This is a genomic window from Streptomyces achromogenes (assembly GCF_030816715.1).
Classification (GTDB): domain Bacteria; phylum Actinomycetota; class Actinomycetes; order Streptomycetales; family Streptomycetaceae; genus Streptomyces; species Streptomyces achromogenes_A.
Map to the genome: position 1 here is coordinate 3,064,560 of NZ_JAUSYH010000001.1, position 19,981 is coordinate 3,084,540.

Consider the following 19,981-nt stretch of genomic DNA (forward strand, 5'->3'; position numbering starts at 1 on the left):
CCTTTCGCATGCGCCGGCGATGTGCGGCTGGTACATCCGATTCTCCTCCCCGACAGGCGAACGGCGACTGGATCACCCCGGGGACGGCCCCAGGACGGCCACACCGAGGGCACACCCCTGGCACTGCCCCGGGGCACGCGGCATGACGCAGGGCGCATGAGGCAGGAGGTGCGCGGGAGGGGCGGCTATCCGCGTCCCCCGGACCGCGCCGCACGCGCGATGGCCACGACCGCCTTCTCCAGGGCGTACTCGGGATCGTCGCCGCCGCCCTTCACTCCCGCGTCCGCCTCGGCGACCGCGCGCAACGCGAGGGCCACCCCGTCCGGCGTCCAGCCACGCATCTGCTGCCGCACCCGGTCGATCTTCCAGGGCGGCATGCCGAGCTCCCGCGCCAGGTCGGCCGGACGGCCGCCGCGCGCCGAGGACAGCTTGCCGATGGCCCGCACGCCCTGGGCGAGCGCGCTGGTGATCAGCACGGGCGCGACGCCGGTGGCCAGCGACCAGCGCAGCGCCTCCAGCGCCTCGGCGGCCCGCCCCTCCACCGCCCGGTCGGCGACGGTGAAGCTCGACGCCTCGGCCCGCCCGGTGTAGTACCGGCCGACGACGGCCTCGTCGATGGTGCCCTCGACATCGGCGACCAGCTGGGACACGGCCGACGCCAGCTCCCGCAGATCGCTGCCGATGGCGTCGACAAGCGCCTGGCAGGCCTCGGACGTGGCCGATCTGCCGGTCGCCCGGAACTCCTGTCTGACGAAGGCCAGCCGGTCCGCCGGCTTGGTCATCTTCGGGCAGGCCACCTCGCGGGCGCCCGCCTTGCGCGCGGCGTCCAGCAACGCCTTGCCCTTGGCGCCACCGGCGTGCAGCAGGACGAGCGTGATCTCCTCGGCGGGCGATCCGAGGTACCCCTTGACGTCCTTGACCGTGTCGGCGGACAGGTCCTGTGCGTTGCGCACGACCACGACCTTGCGCTCCGCGAAGAGCGACGGGCTGGTCAGCTCGGCCAGCGTGCCGGGCTGCAGCTGCTCCGGGGCCAGGTCGCGTACGTCGGTGTCGGCGTCGGCGGCCCGGGCGGCGGCCACCACTTCCTGCACGGCACGGTCGAGCAGGAGGTCCTCCTGGCCCACGGCGAGCGTCAGCGGGGCGAGAGGGTCGTCATTCGCAGTCTTCCTGGCCATCACCGAAAGCATCCCACGAGCCACTGACAACGCGGCCGACGCACCCTACGGCTCCTCCCGCCAGCCCTCCCACTCCGCCGCGAACTCGTCCAGCGCCGCCGCGTCGAGCCGTCCGTCCTCGTCGTGCAGCAGGACGAGCCACTGCGCGTCCTCCGCGTCGTCCTCCCCGGCCAGGGCGTCGCGGACGATCCTCGGCTCCTCGCCGACGCCGAACCGCTCCCCGAGCGCCCGGGCCACCTCCTCCGCCGCATCGCGGTCGGGCAGCACCAGCACATGTCTCACATCGCTCACCGGGCCATTTTCGGGCACGCGCACACGACCCGTGCACCTGCCTGTCCGCCGGTGATGTCCCCGCGGCGGGGACTACCCGTGCGCGCGGACCGTCGGCACCCGCTCCAGCTCGATCCCGAACCGCTCCCGATACACCCCCAACACCTCGTCGTCGGCCTCCAGTTCGTGTTCCGCGCTCGTTCCGTCCGCGGACGTCGTCTTGAACCGGCGTCCGCTGAGCGTGATCCTCCCTCCGTCCTCCGTGAGCCGCGAGCAGATCAGCGACCGCGTGAAGTGTGACTCCGGTGAGGTGCTGTGCCACCAGGCTCCCGCCGCGAAGTCCCCCAGCACCCGGGGCCGCACCTCCAGCCGGTACACCCGCGCGCCGTCCCGCACGACGTCCATGTCCCGCGCCCGCATCGCCCCGCCGGCTCCCGCCCCCGCTCCGGCCGGGTCCGGACCGGCCTCGACGATCCTGAACGTCCCACCGGGATCGGTCTGTTCGTCGTCCTGCCCCCAGCGGAGCGGGTGGTGGCTGTGCGCCCCGAACCCGACATCGGCCAGCCACTGCCCGTCGTCCGCCGTCCGGACCAGCAGCGCGAGATGGTCGTACGGGATACCGAGCCGGCCCTCCTCGCCGTACACCCGCGCCGCCAGCAGGGTCACCTCGAAGCCCAGCGCCGTCAGCAGTGCCCCGAACGCCCCGTTCAACTCGTAACAGAACCCTCCCCTCCGCGCCTGGACGACCTTCTCGACCAGCCGCCTCTCCTCCAGCACGATCTCCTCACCGCGGTGCACCGACAGGTTCTCGAAGGGCACGGCCCGCAGATGCCTCAGATGAAGCTCACGAAGAGTGCCGACGGTCGGGGGCGGGAGCGGGGGCTCGAGGCCGAGGCGGTGGAGATAGGCCTCGACCGGACGAGCGTCGGGGAAGCGGACGTCCTGGTGCCGGCCGTCGGAGGGACGGGCGGCGTCCTGGGGGACGGAAGGCGGGAGCGGTTCGTCCTTCGACTGTGCGGGATTCATGCCCTCAGTCTCGCGTCACCCGCAACTCCCCACCTCCGCCCCCGCCCTCGCCTCCGCCCCCGACGACTGCCAGTGACCCGTCCCGGTCCGTCCGCAGCACCACCGCCCCACCCGCGCGCAGTGCCGCGACCGTGCTGGGCGCGGGGTGCCCGTACGGGTTGTCCGCGCCGCAACTGATCAGCGCCAGCCGGGGCGCCACTGCCCGTATCAGGTCCGGGTCCTGGTAGGCCGAGCCGTGATGCGCCACCTTCAGCACGTCCACCCCGCTTACCAGCGCGGCCGCCGGCGATCTCGACAGCGCCCGCTGCGCCGGGGGTTCGAGGTCACCCAGCAACAACATGCGCAGCCCCGCCGATCGCACGAGCAGGGTCACACTCGCGTCGTTCGGACCCTCCGGTTCGGGCGCCGGGAGCGGCGGAGGCCACAGCACCTCCCATTCCAGGGCGCCGACCCGCCGCCGCTCCCCGGCCACCGCCCGCACCACGGGAACGTTCCGGGCCCTCGCCTCCTTCCGTACGAACCTCGCCTGCTCCACGGGTTCCTCGAAGCCCGTGGTCTCGACGGCCCCCACCTCCCGGCCCCGCAGCACCCCCGGCAGCCCGGCCACGTGGTCCGCGTGGAAGTGGGTCAGGACGACGAGCGGCACCTTGGTGATGCCGAGCCTGTGCAGGCACCGGTCGACCAGCGCCGGATCCGGACCGGCGTCCACGACCACGCCGGCGCCGTCGCCCGCCGCGAGGACGGTCGCGTCACCCTGCCCCACGTCACACATCGCCAGCCGCCAGCCCGGCGGCGGCCAACCCGTGAGCACCCTCGTCAGCGGCGGCGGCCGTACCACCACGAGCAGGAGCAACACCCCGCAGACCGCGCACAGCCACGGATGCCGCGACAACCGCCGCCCGAACATCACCGCCACGACCGTCACGACCGCCAGCAACAGGGCACCGGCCCAACTGCCCGGCCAGTCGATTGCCGCACCCGGCAGCGCGGCGCCCGTCCGGGCCACGCCCGCGATCCACCTGGCGGGCCATCCGGCGCACCAGGCCAGCGCCTCGGCCACCGGCATCGCCACCGGCGCGGTCGCCAGCACCGCGAAGCCCAGCACCGTCGCGGGCGCGACCGCGAACTCCACGAGGAGATTGCAGGGCACCGCCACCAGACTCACCCGCGCCGACAGCACGGCGACGACCGGTGCGCACAGGACCTGCGCGGCTCCGGCTGCCGCCAGCGCCTCCGCGAGCCTCGGCGGCACCCGCCGCCTGCGCAGTGCGGCACTCCAACGCGGCGCCAGGGTCAACAGGGCCCCGGTGGCGAGGACGGACAGCAGGAAGCCGTAGCTCCGGGCCAGCCACGGGTCGTACAGCACCAGAAGCAACACGGCCGTCGCCAGTGCCGGGACGAGGGACCGGCGTCGGCCGGTCGCCAGGGCCAGGAGCACGATCGCTCCGCAGGCCGCGGCGCGCAGCACGCTGGGGTCGGGCCGGCACACCACCACGAATCCGAGCGTGAGCGCTCCCCCGAGCACAGCGGTCGCCCGCAGCGGGACGCCCAGCCTGGGCGCCAGACCGCGCCGCTCGACCTGCTGGGCGAGACCGGGCGGTCCGAGGAGCAGCGCGAGGATGACGGTGAGGTTGCTTCCGGAGACGGCCAGGGTGTGTGCCAGGTCCGTCTCCCTGAAGGCCTCGTCCAGTTCCGGCGTGATCCTCGAGGTGTCCCCGACCACCAGCCCCGGAAGCAGCGCCCTGGCGTCCGCCGGCAAGCCGTCGGTGGCCACCCGCAGGCCCTCCCGCAGCCGCCCCGCAGCCCGCTGCGCGGCAGAGGGGCGTCCCACGGCCGACGGCGCCGCCCCGTCCCGCACCCGCAGCACCGCCGCGAACCGATCCCCTCGGGCCAGGGCGGGCGCGAGCCGCCCGGCCACCCGCAGCCGGGTGGACGGCAGCAACGCGAGCCACAGCGCCTCCGGCCGCCCTTCGGGACCTTTCGCGCCACCGGACCCCTCACCCCCTCCAGGACCTCGCCCGCCGCCGGGCTCTTCCCGGACGTGGGGCTCCGCGCGGCGACCGCCGCCTCCGCCGCGCGATCCGGCGTCCACGATCAGCAGGACCGGCGTCCGCGTCGCCACCACCGTCCGGTCCGCGGTCTCGACCCTGCGCACCTCCGCCTCGATCATCACCGAGTCCGGCATCACGTGGTCCCCTCTGACGCGAGGGCGCGTGAGCCGTGGGTCGGAGGTGAGCTCGACCTCCGCGGTGACGCTCGCGTACCTGCCCGCCAGCGTCGGCACCGGCCCGCGGCGCAGATCGGCGCCGTGCAGCCCCGCAGACGCCGCGGCCGCGGCCGCACAGAGGAGCGAGGCGGCGACGGTCACCCGCGGCCAGACCCTCCGACGACCCGTCGTGCCCGCCCCATCCACCGCCCCGAGGGCGACGCGCGGCCCGGCACTCCAGGGGCGGCCTGGCATGACCGGGGCGTTCCTCGCCCTGTCCCGCCTCACGACGAGCAGGATCACGGCGGCCGCCAGACAGCCGGCCACGAGACCGCCCACCAGCCCGGGGGCCGCGTCCAACGTGAGCGCGGCCGTGGCCCAGGCGGCGAGCGCGGGCGGTACGAGCCGGAGATCCACCGGCCCCTCCTGACGCGGGTGGGCCTCACCCAGCCGCTTCCCGGAGTCGGCGTGCACGGCCTGCCGACCGCGCCGGCCCGGCACCGGCCGGGCACCGCTCACAGCGGCCTCGTCCTCCTCCCTGACCCGGCCCCCAGGGCCGGAAATCCTCCGCCCGGCATTCGCCCGCCTCATGGCCGCACCAGATTCCGCAGGTCGGCGAAGCGCCGCTCGCCGATACCGTTGACGTCACGCAGCTCGTTCACCGACCGGAATCCGCCGTGCCGCACCCGGTGGTCGATGATGTGCTGCGCCAGTACCGGTCCCACGCCGGGCAGGGCCTCGAGCTGGTCGAGCGTCGCCGTGTTGAGGGACACGGGCACCGCGGGCCCCCCGCCCGAGCCACCCGCTCCGCTGGACCCCGCCGATCCCGTACCCGTACCCGCTCCGGCCCCAGACCCAGCCCCGGCCCCGGCCCCGGCCCCGGCCCCGGCTGCCAACGGGCCGCCGACGACGATCTGCTCACCGTCCACGAGGTACCGTGCGCGGTTGAGACCGTCGGTGTCGGTGCCCGGTCGCACCCCACCGGCCGCGCCCAACGCGTCGATGACCCGCGACCCGGCCGGCAGACGGTGGATTCCGGGCTTGCGCACCTTTCCGCTGACGTCCACCACGATCTCGCCTCCGGCCGCGCTGCCGGCGCTCCCCGCTACCCCCCGCCCTGGTGGGTCTGCGGACGCCCCGAGTCCGGCCGCCGACTCGCGCTCGCCCGCCGCCCCGAAGGGGGCCGCGGCTCGCACCACCTCCGGCGCCTTCACCGGCTGGACCCGTCCGGTCCAGAAGTGCTGCACGGCGAAGCCCGCGGCGGCGACCAGCAGCACGGCCAGCGCCAGCACGCTCCTGCGCTCCAGTCCGCACCGCGCCTGCAACCAGACCGGCATCCGCTCCCGCAGCGCGAGCCCCGCCCGCTCCCACCACACCGCCCGGGCCGCCCATGCCGCCTGTGCCGCCTGGCCCGACCCCTCGGGCGCGCCGCCCTCCGCCGCGACGATGCCCTCGGGCGCGCCACCCACTGCGGCGACGACGCCCGCGTCAGCACCATCGCCTTCGGGACCGCCCGGTGCCGCACCCTCTGGACCCGGGTCTCCCGCACGGTCCGCCGGGCATTCCTCTCCAGCGCCGGCCGCGGTCCCCGTGCCGCCGACAGCGCCACCCCCGTGCGGCTCCGGCCGGCTGCTGCCTCCCCCACGCCCACGGGGGTCGGGCCGGCCGCTGCCTCCACCGCCCCTGTCGCCCGCGCCGCCTCCGCCCGGCGGTCCGACACCCGACTTCTCCGGCGCGCTCGTCTCCCGGGCCCGTGCGGTGAACAACGCCTGCGCTCGACGGCGGTTCTCCTCCGCCGAGGCATGGCGGTGTCCCGCCCGGCCGCCGGGGGGACGGAGGCGGCGGGAACGGCCGTCGGAGCCGCGGGCCCGGCCGGGGCCACTGGTCGCATACGTGCTGCGTGAGCGTGATCGAAGTGCCATGCGACGAGGATCGGACACTTCGCCACATCGCGATGATCTTGCTCAATTTCCGTGGACCACCGCCCAGTTGTGGATAACTTCACCACTCTCAGGGGTGAGGGAACCCCTCAGCGTGGCGAGACCACGACTCCCAGCAGCCCTGGTCCGGTATGGGCGCCGATCACCGCTCCGACCTCGCTGACATACAGGTCGACGAGTCCGGGCACCCGGGACCGCAGCCGGTCCGCGAGGGCCGACGCCCGGTCGGGAGCGGCGAGATGATGCACGGCGATGTCCACCGGAGCACTCCCCGCCCGGTCGGCGCCGAGCTCTTCCAGACGTGCGATCGCCTTCGAGGCCGTCCGCACCTTCTCGAGGAGGTCGATGCGCCCCGCGTCCAGCTGGAGGAGCGGCTTCACGGCGAGCGCCGAGCCCAACAGGGCCTGGGCAGTGCCGATCCGGCCGCCACGACGCAGATACTCCAGGGTGTCGACGTAGAAGTAGGCGGACGTGCCGGCGGCTCGCTTCTCCGCCGCCGTGACCGCCTCGTCCACCGTCCCGCCCGTCTCCGCGATCTCGGCCGCCGCGACCGCGCAGAAGCCGAGCGCCATGGCGACCATGCCGGTGTCCACCACCCGCACCGGCACCGGCGCCTCTCGCGCCGCGACCACCGCCGCGTCGTAGGTGCCGGACAGTTCGGCGGAGAGGTGGAGGGAGACGATGCCGGTGGCACCGGACTCGGCGACCCTGCGGTAGGTCTCGGCGAAGTACTGGGGGCTGGGGCGCGAGGTGGTGACGGGGCGTCGCTTCTGCAGCGCCTGGGCCAGCGAGCGGGTGGAGATCTCGCTGCCCTCTTCGAGTGCCTGGTCGCCGAGGACGACGGTCAGGGGCACCGCGGTGATGCCATGACGCTCCATCGTCCGCTGCGGCAGGTAGGCCGTTGAATCCGTGACGATCGCGACATGGCGGGACATGACCTGGAGGTTACCTGGCGTAGCCGCTGTGCGGCAGCCCGGCCCCTGGCAGCCGGTCCGCCCTTGACCGAATCAGATACCACGCCGAACAGTGCCCGGGCCGGGATCCCGTGAGGCATCGAACCCGGCTCTCGCGACCCCTCGGCGCGTGACGACGGCAGCATCACCGTGCCGCCCCGGCCGCCATTCCGGCAGCGCGCCGAATCCCGGATTCCGGGTACCGGGTGCCGGATTCCGGATTCCGGGTACCGGGTGCCGCTCAGGTAGTGCTCTCCGGACGCGGCTTCTTCTGCCAGGGGTAGGTCGGGCGCGGTCCGGGCGGGGTGATGGCGGGCGGGGCCGGCTCGTCCGCGGTGCGTGCGCCGGGGGCCTCCGACCAGGTCTGACCAGCCGTCGGGCCGTCGGCGGCCGGCGCTTCGGGCCACGGGGGCGGCGTCTTGTCGGTTTCCGGGGTGGTCCAGTGCCGCAGGGCGCCGGCCTCGACGCCGATCTGGGCGCTGAGGGAATCGAGGTCGTCCTCCGCGAAGTGGCGGGCACGGTCACGGGCCGCCCAGCGCAGCGAGTCGGCCGATCCCGTGATGCGCTCGGTGCGCTCCCTCAGTGACGGCAGACGCTCGACGAGCGTCGCACGGTCCGGCTCCGACTCCAGGCGCTTGAGCTCGCCGTCCAGTTCGTGGCCATGCCCGCTGAGCCGCTGGAAGAGGCCGAGGGACTCCTTGAGGGACTCGTCCGCCACGACGCCCGCGTGCAGTGCCTCCTGAGTGGCCCGCATCGACGTGCGCAGAGCGAGCCGCAGCTTGGCGATTTCGCCGGCCGGTCCGAGCTGGGCGAAGGACTTGGCCCGCAGGGTGTGGTCCTCGACCGTGCGGCGGGCCTGCGTGATGGTGCGGTCGACGCCCCGCTTGGCGGCCCCGATCACCTTCACCGTGGCGTAGGCGCCGAGCGCCAGGCAAAGCACGAAGAGCAGGACGATGACGGCGATCACAGCTTCCACGAGCTCCTCCTTCGACCTGCACGACGCGTCCGGCCCCGCAGACGGCACACCGCAGCCGGCGCCCCGCCCTTCAAACGGTAAACGAGACGGGCAGGCCCGGAGTTCCAGAAGAACCCCGAACCTGCCCGCACGGAACCCCTAGGGGGCGGCCGAAACCAGTGGACGCCCCCGCCGGAACCACCGGAGCCAGTGGACGCCCCCGGTCGAAACCCCTGGACGCCCCCCGGTCGGCGAGCGAAGCCCTACGCCGGAACGATGTTCACCAGCTTCGGCGCTCGCACGATCACCTTGCGGATACCGGCCCCGCCCAGCGCCTTGACGACCGCCTCGTCGGCCAGCGCGATCTTCTCCAGCTCGTCGTCGGAGATGGCCGGGGAGACCTCCAGGCGCGCCTTGACCTTGCCCTTGATCTGCACGACGCAGGTCACGCTCTCGTCCACGACGTACGCCGGGTCGGCGACGGGCAGGTCCTGGTGGACCACCGAGTCGGTGTGGCCCAGCTTGCGCCACAGTTCCTCGGCGATGTGCGGGGCCAGCGGGGCTGCCAGCAGCACCAGGTCCTCGGCGACCGTGCGCGGCAGCGCGCCGCCCGCCTTGGTCAGGTGGTTGTTCAGCTCGGTGATCTTGGCGATGGCGGTGTTGAAGCGCAGGCCCTCCAGGTCCTGGCGCACCCCGTCGATCGCCTTGTGCAGGGCTCGCAGGGTCGGCTCGTCGGCCTCGGCGTCGACGACGGTCACCTCGCCGGTGGACTCGTCGACGATGTTGCGCCACAGCCGCTGCAGCAGGCGGTACTGACCGACCACCGCGCGGGTGTCCCAGGGGCGCGAGACGTCCAGCGGGCCCATCGCCATCTCGTACAGGCGCAGCGTGTCGGCGCCGTACTCGGCGCAGATCTCGTCCGGAGTGACGGCGTTCTTCAGGGACTTGCCCATCTTCCCGTACTCACGCTTCACGGGGGTGCCCTGGTACAGGAACGTGCCGTCCCGCTCCTCGACCTCGGCGGCCGGGACGTACACGCCGCGGGCGTCGGTGTACGCGTAGGCCTGGATCATGCCCTGGTTGAACAGCTTGTGGAACGGCTCCGCGGAGGAGACGTGCCCCAGGTCGAACAGGACCTTGGACCAGAAGCGCGCGTACAGCAGGTGCAGCACGGCGTGCTCGGCGCCGCCGACGTACAGGTCGACGCCGCCGTGCGGCTGCCCCTCGCGAGGGCCCATCCAGTACTGCTCGACGGCCGGGTCGACCAGCTGCTCGCTGTTGTGCGGGTCCAGGTAACGCAGCTCGTACCAGCACGAACCGGCCCAGTTGGGCATGGTGTTGGTCTCGCGGCGGTAGCGTCGCGGACCGGCGCCGTCGCCCAGGTCCAGCGTGACGTTCACCCAGTCCGCGTTGCGGGACAGCGGCGTCTCCGGGGACGTGTTCGCGTCGTCCGGGTCGAAGGTGCGGGGCGAGTAGTCCTCGACCTCCGGCAGCTCCAGGGGCAGCATCGACTCGGGCAGCGGGTGGGCGACGCCGTCCTCGTCGTAGACGATCGGGAAGGGCTCGCCCCAGTAGCGCTGGCGGCTGAACAGCCAGTCGCGCAGGCGGAAGTTGACGGTGCCCTCGCCGATGCCCCGGCCTTCGAGCCACTCGGTGATGCGCGCCTTGGCCTCGACGACGCCCAGGCCGTTCAGGCTGATCTCGTCGTTCGCCGAGTTGATGATCTTCGCGTCGTACGACGCGAAGGCGTTCTCCCAGGTCGACGTGTCGGTGCCGCGGCCGTCGGTCGGCTCGACGATGCAGTGGATCGGCAGCTCGAAGGCGCGCGCGAACTCGAAGTCGCGCTGGTCGCCCGCCGGGACGGCCATGATCGCGCCGGTGCCGTAGCCCATCAGGACGTAGTCGGCGATGAAGACGGGGACCTGCTCGCCGTTGACCGGGTTGGTCGCGTACACGCCGGTGAAGACACCGGTCTTGTCCTTGGCCTCGGCCTGACGCTCGACGTCGGACTTCGCGGCCGCCTGCGCGCGGTACGCGGCGACGGCGTCGACCGGGGTGGCGTGGCCGCCCGTCCAGACGTCGTGCGTGCCCTCGGGCCAGGTTTCCGGGGTGAACTTGTCCACCAGCGGGTGCTCGGGGGCCAAGACCATGTAGGTCGCGCCGAACAGGGTGTCCGGGCGCGTGGTGAAGACCGCGATCCGCTCCCCGTCCACGGGGAAGTCGACGCGTGCGCCTTCGGAGCGGCCGATCCAGTTGCGCTGCTGCAGCTTGATGGCCTCGGGCCAGTCCAGCGCGTCCAGGTCGTTCAGCAGGCGGTCCGCGTAGGCGGTGATACGCATGTTCCACTGGCGCAGCTTGGCCTTGAAGACGGGGAAGTTGCCGCGCTCGGAGCGGCCGTCGGCCGTGACCTCCTCGTTGGCCAGCACGGTGCCCAGGCCGGGACACCAGTTGACCGGCGCGTCGGAGGCGTAGGCCAGACGGAACTCCCCCAGGACGTCGGCGCGCTCGGCGGCGGTCAGCTCGCCCCACGCGCGCGTGTGCCCCGGCACGGGACGCTCACCGGACTCGAACCGGGCGACCAGCTCGTCGATCGGGCGGGCCCTGTCCGCGTCCTCGTCGTACCAGGAGTTGAAGATCTGCAGGAAGATCCACTGGGTCCACTTGTAGTACTCGGGGTCGATCGTGGCGAACGACCGGCGCCTGTCGTGGCCCAGGCCCAGCCGGCGCAGCTGGGACTTCATGTTCTCGATGTTGGCCTCGGTGGACACGCGCGGGTGCGTGCCGGTCTGCACGGCGTACTGCTCGGCGGGCAGGCCGAAGGCGTCGAAGCCCAGGGTGTGCAGGACGTTGTGGCCGGTCATGCGCTGGAAGCGCGCGAAGACGTCGGTCGCGATGTAACCCAGCGGGTGGCCGACGTGCAGGCCCGCACCGGAGGGGTACGGGAACATGTCCATGATGAACTTCTTGGGCCGGGCCACCGTCCCGGGGTCACCGGCCAGGTCACCCTGCGGGTTGGGCGCGGCATAGGTGCCCTCGGCGTCCCAGAAGTCCTGCCAGCGTGCCTCGATCTCGGCGGCCATGGCCGCCGTGTAGCGGTGCGGCGCGGCCTCTGCCGGGACAGCGGCGGCAGCGGGGTTCGTCTCGCTCATGGTCCTCAAAGCTCCATCGATCGTCTCTGCCAGCGGGTTGTCGTCCAGGAAACGAAAAATCCCCTCGCACAGGAGGGGACGCCGCGCCGATTCCGAACCGTCCGATCACCGGCGGTCGGGACTGATCAGCGCGGCTCGCTAAGCAGAAGGCGTACAGCACGCATGGCGTTAGGGTACCGCAGGCCTTGAGCACGAGGCCACGCGCTTACGTATGCATGGTCGAGACAACGTTGCTGTGCCGAGAACGGGGGGTCGGAGCTGCATCCAGGGTCATGGTTACTTCGCGTAACAGCCACTAAAGGACATCACAACAGCCACATCGTCGTTTCATAACAACGCAATAACTCAAACCTCGTACCCATCGGTATGGAGCCACTTAGAGTTCGGCAGCGGGACCGCTTTCCCGAAACTGCTCGGAGTTGCCCCCATGAACCCTCGTTCCAGTAACAGCACGCTCCCCAAGCCCGGCCGGTCGGCCTACGGGTTGGCGACGGCTGTCGTCCTGGTCCTCATACCTGTGGTCGTGCTGGTCGGCGGCGACCAGTTGCAGGCATTCCTCAACTTCGGTGCGGGTGTCCTGTCGCTGGTGTGCCTCACCTGCTCGGTCATCTGGGGCCTCGTCGCCCAGGACCGGCTCATCCTCAACACACGTCAGCGGATCCTCGCGCAGGGCGTCCACCGCGTGACCGCCGTCGGCTCCATCGCGTTCCTCGTGGTGCACATCACCGTCAAGCTGGCGCTGGAGCACACCGTCCTGATCGCCGCGCTGATCCCCTTCAGCCTGGGCGTCAAGGGCAGTGCCGGGCTCATCGGCCTCGGCTCCCTCGCCGCCCTGCTGATGATCTTCGTGGGCATCACCGGTGCGCTGCGCAACCAGTTCGCCGCGCCGGCGGAGGTCGCCGCCCGCTGGCGCGCGATGCACATGCTGGCCTACCCGGCCCTGTGCGCCGCCCTCATCCACGGCCTGTACGCGGGGCGTGCGGCGAAGCCGTTCTTCATGATCTCGTACGAGCTCTGCCTGGCCGGCGTCATGGCCGCCCTCGCACTGCGCGCCGCTCCGCGCCCGTTCAAGCGCAGGGTCGCCGACCGGATCACCGCGTTCCTGGGGGCGCCGGACCGCTCCGCCATGGACGGCCTCGAGGCGTCACGCGCGCGCGTGTCGGAGACCGGTTCGTCGGCGCTGCCCGGGTACGAGGGCCGCTCCGGCCGTTCGCCGCTGACGGACACGATGAGCTCAACCCGGATGACCCCGCCGTCGGCGTCTCCGCTGTACGACACCCCCGCCACCCCGGAGCCGGCGAACGGCTTCGCGGCCGCCTACCGCGCCGTCAACACCCCGCCGCGCGGCCAGCAGCCGCCCTACATCGCCGATCAGACGGCCCGCATGGGCATGCCGTTCGACCTTCAGCAGGCCACCGAGGCGATCCCGCGGGTCGACAACGGCGGCAGCACCTCGGGCAACTGGCCGATCCCGTCCCCGCCGCCGGTCGGGGAGGCGCCCCAGTCCGTCTACGACCCGCTCCAGGACACGGGATTCACCATCCCCGTCTATGGCAATCCGGGCACTCCGGGATCCGGCGGACGTGACGTGTACGACACAGGTGAGACGAACCCCGGGTACGGCACGTACAACCAGAACGACACGTACAACAGCGGTCCCGCCAACGAACCATCGCCCGGTGCGTCGTACGACGCTCCGGGTTCGGGCGAACCTTGGAACACGCCTTCCGGAGGCTATAGGTGAACGAGGCCCTGCCCGACGTCCCAGAAGTCCGCGTGGTCGGTCTTCCTCAACTCACGTCGGGTTTCGACCTTGTCGAGAGACTTGACCTGCCCATGCACCTGAAGGTGCACGGGCCGCTGGAACCCCTGGGCGGAGAAGCCCTCGCGAAGCTCTCCGAGAACATCAACCTGAAGGGTCGCGGCGGCGCGGGCTTCCCCTTCCACAAGAAGCTGCGCTCGGTCGCCGAGGCCGCGATCAAACGCGGCGTACGACCGGTCGTCGTCGTCAACGGCAGCGAGGACGAACCGGCCTGCCGCAAGGACACGGTGCTCATCAACCGTGCCCCGCACCTCATCCTGGACGGCGCGCTGCTCGTAGCGGAGGCGCTGGGTGCCCGCACGCTCGTGGTGGGGGTCACCCGCGAATCCACTCAGCGCTCCATGGAGGCCGCGCTCTCCGAACGCGGGCTCAGCAACGGCCGCAGGTCGGCTCTGAAGGCATTCGTCCAGCGCAACCCGATCCGCATGGTCACCGGTGCCGCCGCGTCGCTGATCCGCTCCATCGACGGCGGTCCGCCGATCCCGCCCGGCCGCAAGGTCAGCGCCTCGCAGAACGGCGTCGGCGGCGCGCCCACCCTCCTCTCCAACGCCGAGACGTTCGCCCAGCTGGCCATCGCCGCCCGCATCGGCCCGGAGCGGTACGGCAACACCGGCCTGTACGACGAGCCGGGCACCGTCATGTTGACGGTCTCCGGCGCGGTCGCCCGCCCGATGGTGATCGAGGTCCCCACCGGCGTGCCGCTGCGCTACGTCCTCCAGCTCGCGGGCGCCCCGCCGGTGCCCCAGGGCGTGCTGACCGGCGGCTACCACGGCAAGTGGATCGACGCGGCGACGGTCAACGAGGCGGTCGTCTCCCGCAACTCGCTCGACGCGGTGGGCGGGGCGCTCGGCGCCGGCGCGATCCTGCCGATCAGCCAGGAGACGTGCCCGCTGGGTGAGTCCCTGCGCGTGGCGCAATGGCTGGCCGACGAGAGCGCGGGGCAGTGCGGCCCCTGCTACCTCGGCCTGCCGGCCGCCGCGCGCGGCCTGGAGGACATCATCAACGGCGGCGGCCCGGCCGCCCTGGAGGCGCTCAAGCAGGTCGCGAAGAACGTCAAGCGGCGCGGCGCCTGCTCGCACCCGGACGGCTCCGCGATGTTCCTGGAGTCGACCATCAAGGCGTTCACCGACGACCTCGCCGCCCACGTCCTCGGCAACGGCTGCGGACGGCCCGTGGAGGGCGTTCTGCCGCTCTTCGAGGCGGGCATGGCACCCGCGGCCATCACGAGCGGCAGAGCGCCGGAGGAGAGCGGCTCGAGCCGCCAGAAGATCTTCGTCGACTGGACGCTCTGCCGCGGCCACGGCCTGTGCGCCGACATCCTCCCCGAGGTCTTCCAGCTCGGCGCCGACGGCTTCCCGACGGTGGCGCAGGCGAAGGTACCGGAGTACGCCGAGGCAAAAGCTCTACGCGCGGTGCGTCGGTGTCCGGCGCTCGCCCTGCGCATCGAGGAGGACACGCGCGCGCAGGCGCCTGCCCGCAATCTCCCGGTCCTCTCCCAGGGCCGCGGCCGACGCGCCCTCGGCCGCTGAGGAGCACGCCGACGGCACACGGATCGGGGCCGCCTGTTCTCAGGCGGCCCCGATGCCTCGATCCTCGCGGCACACCCGGGACCGAGGTGCCCGAACGCAAAAAAGATCCCGCCGGACCGCATTCGATCCGGCGGGATCTGCTGTGGAGCTAAGGAGAATTGAACTCCTGACCTCCTGCATGCCATGCAGGCGCTCTACCAACTGAGCTATAGCCCCTCGTGGCCAAGCGGCAGAGCCGCGATCTTGACCGTGCCGCCCGGTTTCCCCGGCGGCGACGCCAACTTTACCGGTCCGGCGGCGGACCACCAAATCCTTTCCGCCCCGTCCGATTTCGACCCTTTTGCGAGGTCAAGCGGTGACGAACGAATAGAACCGCTTGAGCGTGCAGTGCTCCTCGAGGAGCCGGCCGTAGATCGGCTCCCCCTCCAGCTCGCGGTACGTCTCGATCGGGTCGCCCTTTATGATCAGCGCCCGCGCGCATTCCTCGCACCAGTACTGGTAGTCGGGGTTGACCGGCTCCATGTCACGGACGATCGGAGTGCCGCTGCCGCACCAGTCGCACTTCCGCCTGTGTGCACCCATCGATCAGCTCCAGCTGTGGCCGCAGGCCGTGCACACGTAGGAAACCCCTCCGTTGTCGCCGAGAACCTGAGCCACATGGGCCGAACCGCAGGAGGGGCAACCGAGACGGGTGGCCTTGCCCCGTCCCACCGCTGCTTCGGAGAGACGACCGACCTCTCCGCGGATGCTCGCAGGCATCGCTACTCCCTCCCGTCGGGCCGCGCCCCCTCCGGTCGTTTGATTCTGCCACGGCCGGACCAATACGGTCAGCGACGCCTCAGTACCAGTCCGGACACGGCACCGAGGGCAGCTGTCGTAGCGAGCGCGAACATGCATGTGAGAAGCGCTTCCGAAGAGCTATACGCCTCCAGGGCCCCAAGTGACTCAAGGCGGTTGAAGAACAGTGTGCCGAAGACGGCCACACCGATCAGCTGCCCGAGCTGGGTGACCGTGGCCAGCAGCCCGCCGGCGTCCGCCGCGTCCTCGGGCAGCACGGCAGCCAGCGCCCCGGCCAGCGCCGGGCTGAAGGCGAGCGCGAGCCCGGCGCCCACTCCGGCGTACGCCGCGTAGAGCCACGCGCCCCCGTCGGCACCGCCCCGGAAGAGCAGCCCCACCGCGACCACGGACAGCGCGAGAAGCGCGAACCCCGACGGGATCAGGGCCCGTTGCCAGGAGGCAGGCCACCTGCGCCAGGTCAGCCCGACCGCGCCGAAGACGACCGCCGTCGGCGCGAAGGTGAGACCGGCGCGCAACGCGCTGAAACCCAGGCCGCCCTGGACGTGCAAGGTCAGCACGAAAAGGAAGCCCCCGTTGACCGCCATGACGGCCGTCACCCGCAGGACGGCGAGCGCCATCCCTGGGTGACCCAGCACCCGGGGCGCGATCAGCGGGTCGCCGCCACGCCGGGCGAGCCGGGTCTCCGCACCGCAGAACAGCAGGAACACCAGGGCTCCGGCGGCCAATGAGCACCAGGACCACAGGGGCCAGCCTTTCTCCCGCCCGAGCACGAGCGGAACCGTGACCAGCGACACGGCAGCGCCCAGAAGCACCAGACCGGGCCAGTCCATCCTGCGCGCCCCCTTCCGCGCCGCTGCGCCCGACGTCCGCTCCTTCACCGCCCCCACGTCCGCCGTCGAGCGCCCCGGCAGCCCCCCGCCCCGCGGCAGCACGCGTCCGCCCACGACCAGCAGGACCAGGCCCACCGGCACGTTCACGAGGAACACCGGACGCCAGCCGGCGCCCAGCAGATCGGCGTCCACCAGCACACCGCCCGCGACCTGTCCGGCGGCCGCGCCGACCGCGAGGACCGCGGAGTAGACGCCGAGCGCCCGGACCCGCGCCTCCCCGCTGAACGTGCGCTGGATCAGACTGAGCACCTGCGGGATCATCACCGCCGATCCCGCGCCCTGCACCAGCCGGAACACGATCAGCTCGGTGCTGCCCCGCGCCAGACCGCAGGCCAGCGAGGCGGCCGTGAAGAGGGCGAGCCCGACGAGATGGACGCGGCCGGGCCCGAACCGGTCGCCGAGCCGCGCACCGGTGATCAGCAGCACGGAGTACGTGATCGCGTAGCCGGCGACGACCAGCTGGAGGTCGGCGCCGGAGGCGTCGAGGTCGGAACCGATCGTGGGGGCCGCGACGTTCACGATGAACACGTCGAGCAGTGCCATGAACTGGGCTGCCAGCACCACCGCCAGCAGCCGCCGCGGCTGATTGTCAGTGCCGGGGTCTTTACTGGCAGCAGGACGTGAAGCGGGTGGGACAACCGGGGGAACCGGGCTCGTCCGGGGTCTCGTCGTCATGCCGTCGAGCGTGACGAGGATCCGGTAAGGGTGCCGAGAGCCCGCCGATGCTGGTACTGACAGCACCTGGCAGAGCACGGGCGGGAGGCCGACCATGGGGGACGTGACGATGGGGGGCGTGACGATGGGGACGCGGACAGGCACACAGACGCGCGCACGGGCGGAACAGCGGGCGGAGCACCGGACACGGGCCGCGGCGGGACCCGGGCCGGGGAGCGGACCGGCGGCAGGATCCGGGCCGGAGGCGGGACCCGGGCCGGGGAGCGGACCGGAGGCGGGACCGCGGACGGTTCTGCGGCCGGGGGCGGAGCCGGGGCGCCCGAAGGCGGGGACGGCGGCACGGCGCCGGCCCGAGCTGGCCGTCTTCCTGCGCAGCAGGCGCGCCCGGGTGACACCGGGCGACGTCGGAATGCCGCCCGGGCTGCGGCGCCGCACACCGGGGCTGCGACGCGAGGAGGTGGCCCAGCTCTCGGGCGTGGGAGTCACCTGGTACACCTGGCTGGAGCAGGGGCGGCCGATCAACGCCTCCGCACAGGTCCTCGACGCCGTCGCGCGCACACTGCGGCTGGACCAGCCGGAGCGGGAGCATCTCTACCACCTGGCGGAGGTACCGTTCGCGGCCGCTCCGGAGGCCCTGGTGCAGAGCGTGGGCCCGGAGATCCAGGGCATCATCGACGCGCTGGTGCCCCGGCCGGCCGTGGTCTACAACTCGCGCTACGACATCCTCGCCGCCAACCCCGTCTACCGTGACCTGTTCATCACCCCGGTCGAAGCCTGCGCACCGGGTCCGGACAACGCCCTGTGGCGGCTGTTCACGGTGCGGGAGGAGGACTGCCCGCTGATGTTCCGCGACAAGGAACTCCCGCTGATGGTGGCAACCCTGCGGGCGGCCTACGGACTGCATGCCGGCGAGCCCGTCTGGGAGGAGTTCATACGCAGGTTGTCCGCGGCGAGTCCGCTGTTCGCGCGGTTGTGGGAGACCGGTGACGTGGCGGAGCCCGGCCGTCGTGTGAAGGTCTTCCGGCACGCGACGGTGGGCGAGCTGCGGATGACCTCCACCTCGCTGACGATCAACGGGATGCCGGAGTGCAGGATCGTCGTCTACACGCCTGACGACGAGCAGACGGAGCGGCGCGCGGCTCTGCTACGCGGCGGGACGACAAAAAATCCCGCCCCCTGAGGGGCGGGATCCTTCTGAAGCGACATCGACCGGTCTCTTCGATCTTTGACAACTCAACAGAGTGTCGACCTACTGGCCGACCGGCCAATCCGTGGAGCTAAGGAGAATTGAACTCCTGACCTCCTGCATGCCATGCAGGCGCTCTACCAACTGAGCTATAGCCCCTCGTGCCACGCGGCGGAGCCGCATGGTGTTTCGCCCCGCTCGGCGGTGCGAACAAGAAGAACTCTAGCCTGCGACCTGCCGGAAAGTGAAATCCGAGGTCCGCCGTCCCGACCGGTCGTTCAGTCGTCGTCGCCGAGCACCGGCTCGGGCAGGGTGCCGGCGTTGTGCTCGAGCAGACGCCAGCCCCGGGCGCCCTCGCCGAGGACGGACCAGCAGCAGTTGGAGAGGCCGCCGAGGCTCTCCCAGCTGTGCGCCTCCAGACCGAGAAGACGGCCGATGGTGGTGCGGATGGTGCCGCCGTGGCTGACGACGACGAGCGTCCCGTCCTCGGGCAGCTTCTCGGCGTGCCGTACGACGACGGGGGCGGCGCGGTCGGCCACCTCGGTCTCCAGCTCGCCGCCGCCGCGGCGCACGGGCTCGCCGCGCTTCCAAGCGGCGTACTCCGCACCGTGGCGGGCGATGATCTCCTCGTGCGTCAGCCCCTGCCACGCGCCCGCGTACGTCTCGCGCAGGGACTCGTCGTGGGTGACCTCGAGGCCGGTGAGCGTGGCGAGCTCGGCGGCCGTGCGGGCGGCCCGCGCGAGGTCCGAGGCGACGATGGCGTCGGGCCTGAGGGAGGCGAGCAGCCGGGCGGCGCGGCGGGCCTGCGCCGCCCCGGTCTCGGTCAGCTCGACGTCCGTCGTGCCCTGGAAGCGGCGCTCCACGTTCCAGGCGGTCTGGCCGTGCCGCCAGAGGATGACCCGGCGGCCACGGCGTGGCTGACGGGTCGCCGTCTGCTCCGGGGGTGTCACCGCAGCTCCTCGAATCCGGCTGTCTCGTCCTCCTCGGCCTGCAGCTTGGCGTGCTCCTGGGCCTTGCCGCGGGTCGCGAGGGCGTCGGCGGGCAGTGCCAGCTCGGGGCAGTCCTTCCACAGCCGCTCCAGGGCGTAGAAGACGCGCTCCTCGCTGTGCTGGACGTGGACGACGATGTCGACGTAGTCGAGCAGGATCCAACGGGCGTCGCGGTCGCCCTCACGGCGCACCGGCTTGACGCCCAGTTCCTTCTGAAGGCGCTCCTCGATCTCGTCGACAATCGACTTGACCTGGCGGTCGTTGGGTGCGGAGGCCAGCAGGAAGGCGTCCGTGATGGACAGCACGTCGCTGACGTCGTAGGCGATGATGTCGTGCGCGAGCTTGTCGGCTGCCGCCTGGGCGGCGGTGTTGATGAGATCGATGGAGCGGTCGGTGGCGGTCACTACGCGGCTTTCCG

At 72.1% G+C, this 19,981-nt stretch carries 15 protein-coding genes and 2 tRNA genes; 3 read left to right on the forward strand and 14 right to left on the reverse strand.

Going from position 1 to position 19,981, the window contains the following annotated elements:
- Positions 1 to 185: 185 nt before the first annotated feature.
- The 8 genes from holA to leuS form a co-directional block, all read right to left on the reverse strand.
- Positions 186 to 1,175 carry a DNA polymerase III subunit delta gene (holA, locus tag QF032_RS13825; protein WP_306952341.1) on the reverse strand — a complete coding sequence of 330 codons (990 nt, stop codon included), beginning with the start codon at positions 1,173 to 1,175 and terminating at the stop codon, positions 186 to 188.
- Between the two features lie 45 nt (positions 1,176 to 1,220).
- Positions 1,221 to 1,466 (reverse strand): hypothetical protein, encoded by a 246-nt coding sequence (locus tag QF032_RS13830; protein ID WP_306952340.1) that lies wholly within the window; start codon positions 1,464 to 1,466, stop codon positions 1,221 to 1,223.
- Between the two features lie 72 nt (positions 1,467 to 1,538).
- Positions 1,539 to 2,471 carry an arylamine N-acetyltransferase family protein gene (locus QF032_RS13835; RefSeq protein ID WP_307056117.1) on the reverse strand — a complete coding sequence of 311 codons (933 nt, stop codon included), beginning with the start codon at positions 2,469 to 2,471 and terminating at the stop codon, positions 1,539 to 1,541.
- Between the two features lie 4 nt (positions 2,472 to 2,475).
- On the reverse strand, positions 2,476 to 5,151 hold the full coding sequence (locus QF032_RS13840; protein WP_307060252.1) for a ComEC/Rec2 family competence protein: 2,676 nt from the start codon (positions 5,149 to 5,151) through the stop codon (positions 2,476 to 2,478).
- Positions 5,152 to 5,264: 113 nt separating this feature from the next.
- Complete coding sequence (locus QF032_RS13845) at positions 5,265 to 6,146, reverse strand: helix-hairpin-helix domain-containing protein (protein ID WP_373430336.1); 882 nt, start codon at positions 6,144 to 6,146, stop codon at positions 5,265 to 5,267.
- A gap of 560 nt (positions 6,147 to 6,706) precedes the next feature.
- Positions 6,707 to 7,552 (reverse strand): DegV family protein, encoded by an 846-nt coding sequence (locus QF032_RS13850; RefSeq protein ID WP_307042866.1) that lies wholly within the window; start codon positions 7,550 to 7,552, stop codon positions 6,707 to 6,709.
- A 259-nt stretch (positions 7,553 to 7,811) separates the two neighbouring features.
- Complete coding sequence (locus QF032_RS13855; protein WP_307042868.1) at positions 7,812 to 8,546, reverse strand: hypothetical protein; 735 nt, start codon at positions 8,544 to 8,546, stop codon at positions 7,812 to 7,814.
- Positions 8,547 to 8,788: 242 nt separating this feature from the next.
- Complete coding sequence (gene leuS / locus QF032_RS13860; protein ID WP_307056119.1) at positions 8,789 to 11,674, reverse strand: leucine--tRNA ligase; 2,886 nt, start codon at positions 11,672 to 11,674, stop codon at positions 8,789 to 8,791.
- A 427-nt stretch (positions 11,675 to 12,101) separates the two neighbouring features.
- Here leuS and QF032_RS13865 point away from each other — a divergent pair, with 427 nt between their 5' ends.
- Together QF032_RS13865 and QF032_RS13870 are read left to right on the forward strand one after the other, a co-directional pair.
- Positions 12,102 to 13,418, forward strand: a complete 1,317-nt coding sequence (locus QF032_RS13865; protein ID WP_307056120.1) for a cytochrome b/b6 domain-containing protein — start codon at positions 12,102 to 12,104, stop codon at positions 13,416 to 13,418.
- Positions 13,415 to 15,025: an NADH-quinone oxidoreductase subunit NuoF family protein gene (locus QF032_RS13870; RefSeq protein WP_306952331.1), complete on the forward strand. Its 1,611-nt coding sequence runs from the start codon at positions 13,415 to 13,417 to the stop codon at positions 15,023 to 15,025. The genes QF032_RS13865 and QF032_RS13870 overlap by 4 nt, the downstream gene beginning before the upstream one ends.
- A gap of 143 nt (positions 15,026 to 15,168) precedes the next feature.
- Here the strand turns inward: QF032_RS13870 and QF032_RS13875 are convergent.
- The 3 genes from QF032_RS13875 to QF032_RS13885 all read right to left on the reverse strand — a co-directional run bounded on the left by QF032_RS13875 (position 15,169) and on the right by QF032_RS13885 (position 17,274).
- Positions 15,169 to 15,241, reverse strand: a tRNA-Ala gene (locus QF032_RS13875).
- Positions 15,242 to 15,373: 132 nt separating this feature from the next.
- Positions 15,374 to 15,607, reverse strand: coding sequence for a hypothetical protein (locus tag QF032_RS13880; RefSeq protein WP_003976229.1), 234 nt, complete (start codon positions 15,605 to 15,607; stop codon positions 15,374 to 15,376).
- A 245-nt stretch (positions 15,608 to 15,852) separates the two neighbouring features.
- On the reverse strand, positions 15,853 to 17,274 hold the full coding sequence (locus tag QF032_RS13885) for an MFS transporter (protein WP_307056121.1): 1,422 nt from the start codon (positions 17,272 to 17,274) through the stop codon (positions 15,853 to 15,855).
- 502 nt (positions 17,275 to 17,776) lie between these two features.
- Here QF032_RS13885 and QF032_RS13890 point away from each other — a divergent pair.
- The gene (locus QF032_RS13890) at positions 17,777 to 18,568 is read left to right on the forward strand and encodes a helix-turn-helix transcriptional regulator (RefSeq protein WP_307056122.1); all 792 of its coding nucleotides are present in this window, start codon (positions 17,777 to 17,779) and stop codon (positions 18,566 to 18,568) included.
- Positions 18,569 to 18,660: 92 nt separating this feature from the next.
- Here the strand turns inward: QF032_RS13890 and QF032_RS13895 are convergent.
- The 3 genes from QF032_RS13895 to rsfS form a co-directional block, all read right to left on the reverse strand.
- Positions 18,661 to 18,733, reverse strand: a tRNA-Ala gene (locus QF032_RS13895).
- 119 nt (positions 18,734 to 18,852) lie between these two features.
- The gene (locus QF032_RS13900; protein WP_307042875.1) at positions 18,853 to 19,524 is read right to left on the reverse strand and encodes a histidine phosphatase family protein; all 672 of its coding nucleotides are present in this window, start codon (positions 19,522 to 19,524) and stop codon (positions 18,853 to 18,855) included.
- A complete protein-coding gene (rsfS, locus tag QF032_RS13905) occupies positions 19,521 to 19,967 on the reverse strand; it encodes a ribosome silencing factor (protein WP_107443982.1) in 447 nt (148 codons plus the stop codon). The genes QF032_RS13900 and rsfS overlap by 4 nt, the downstream gene beginning before the upstream one ends.
- Positions 19,968 to 19,981 lie beyond the last annotated feature (14 nt).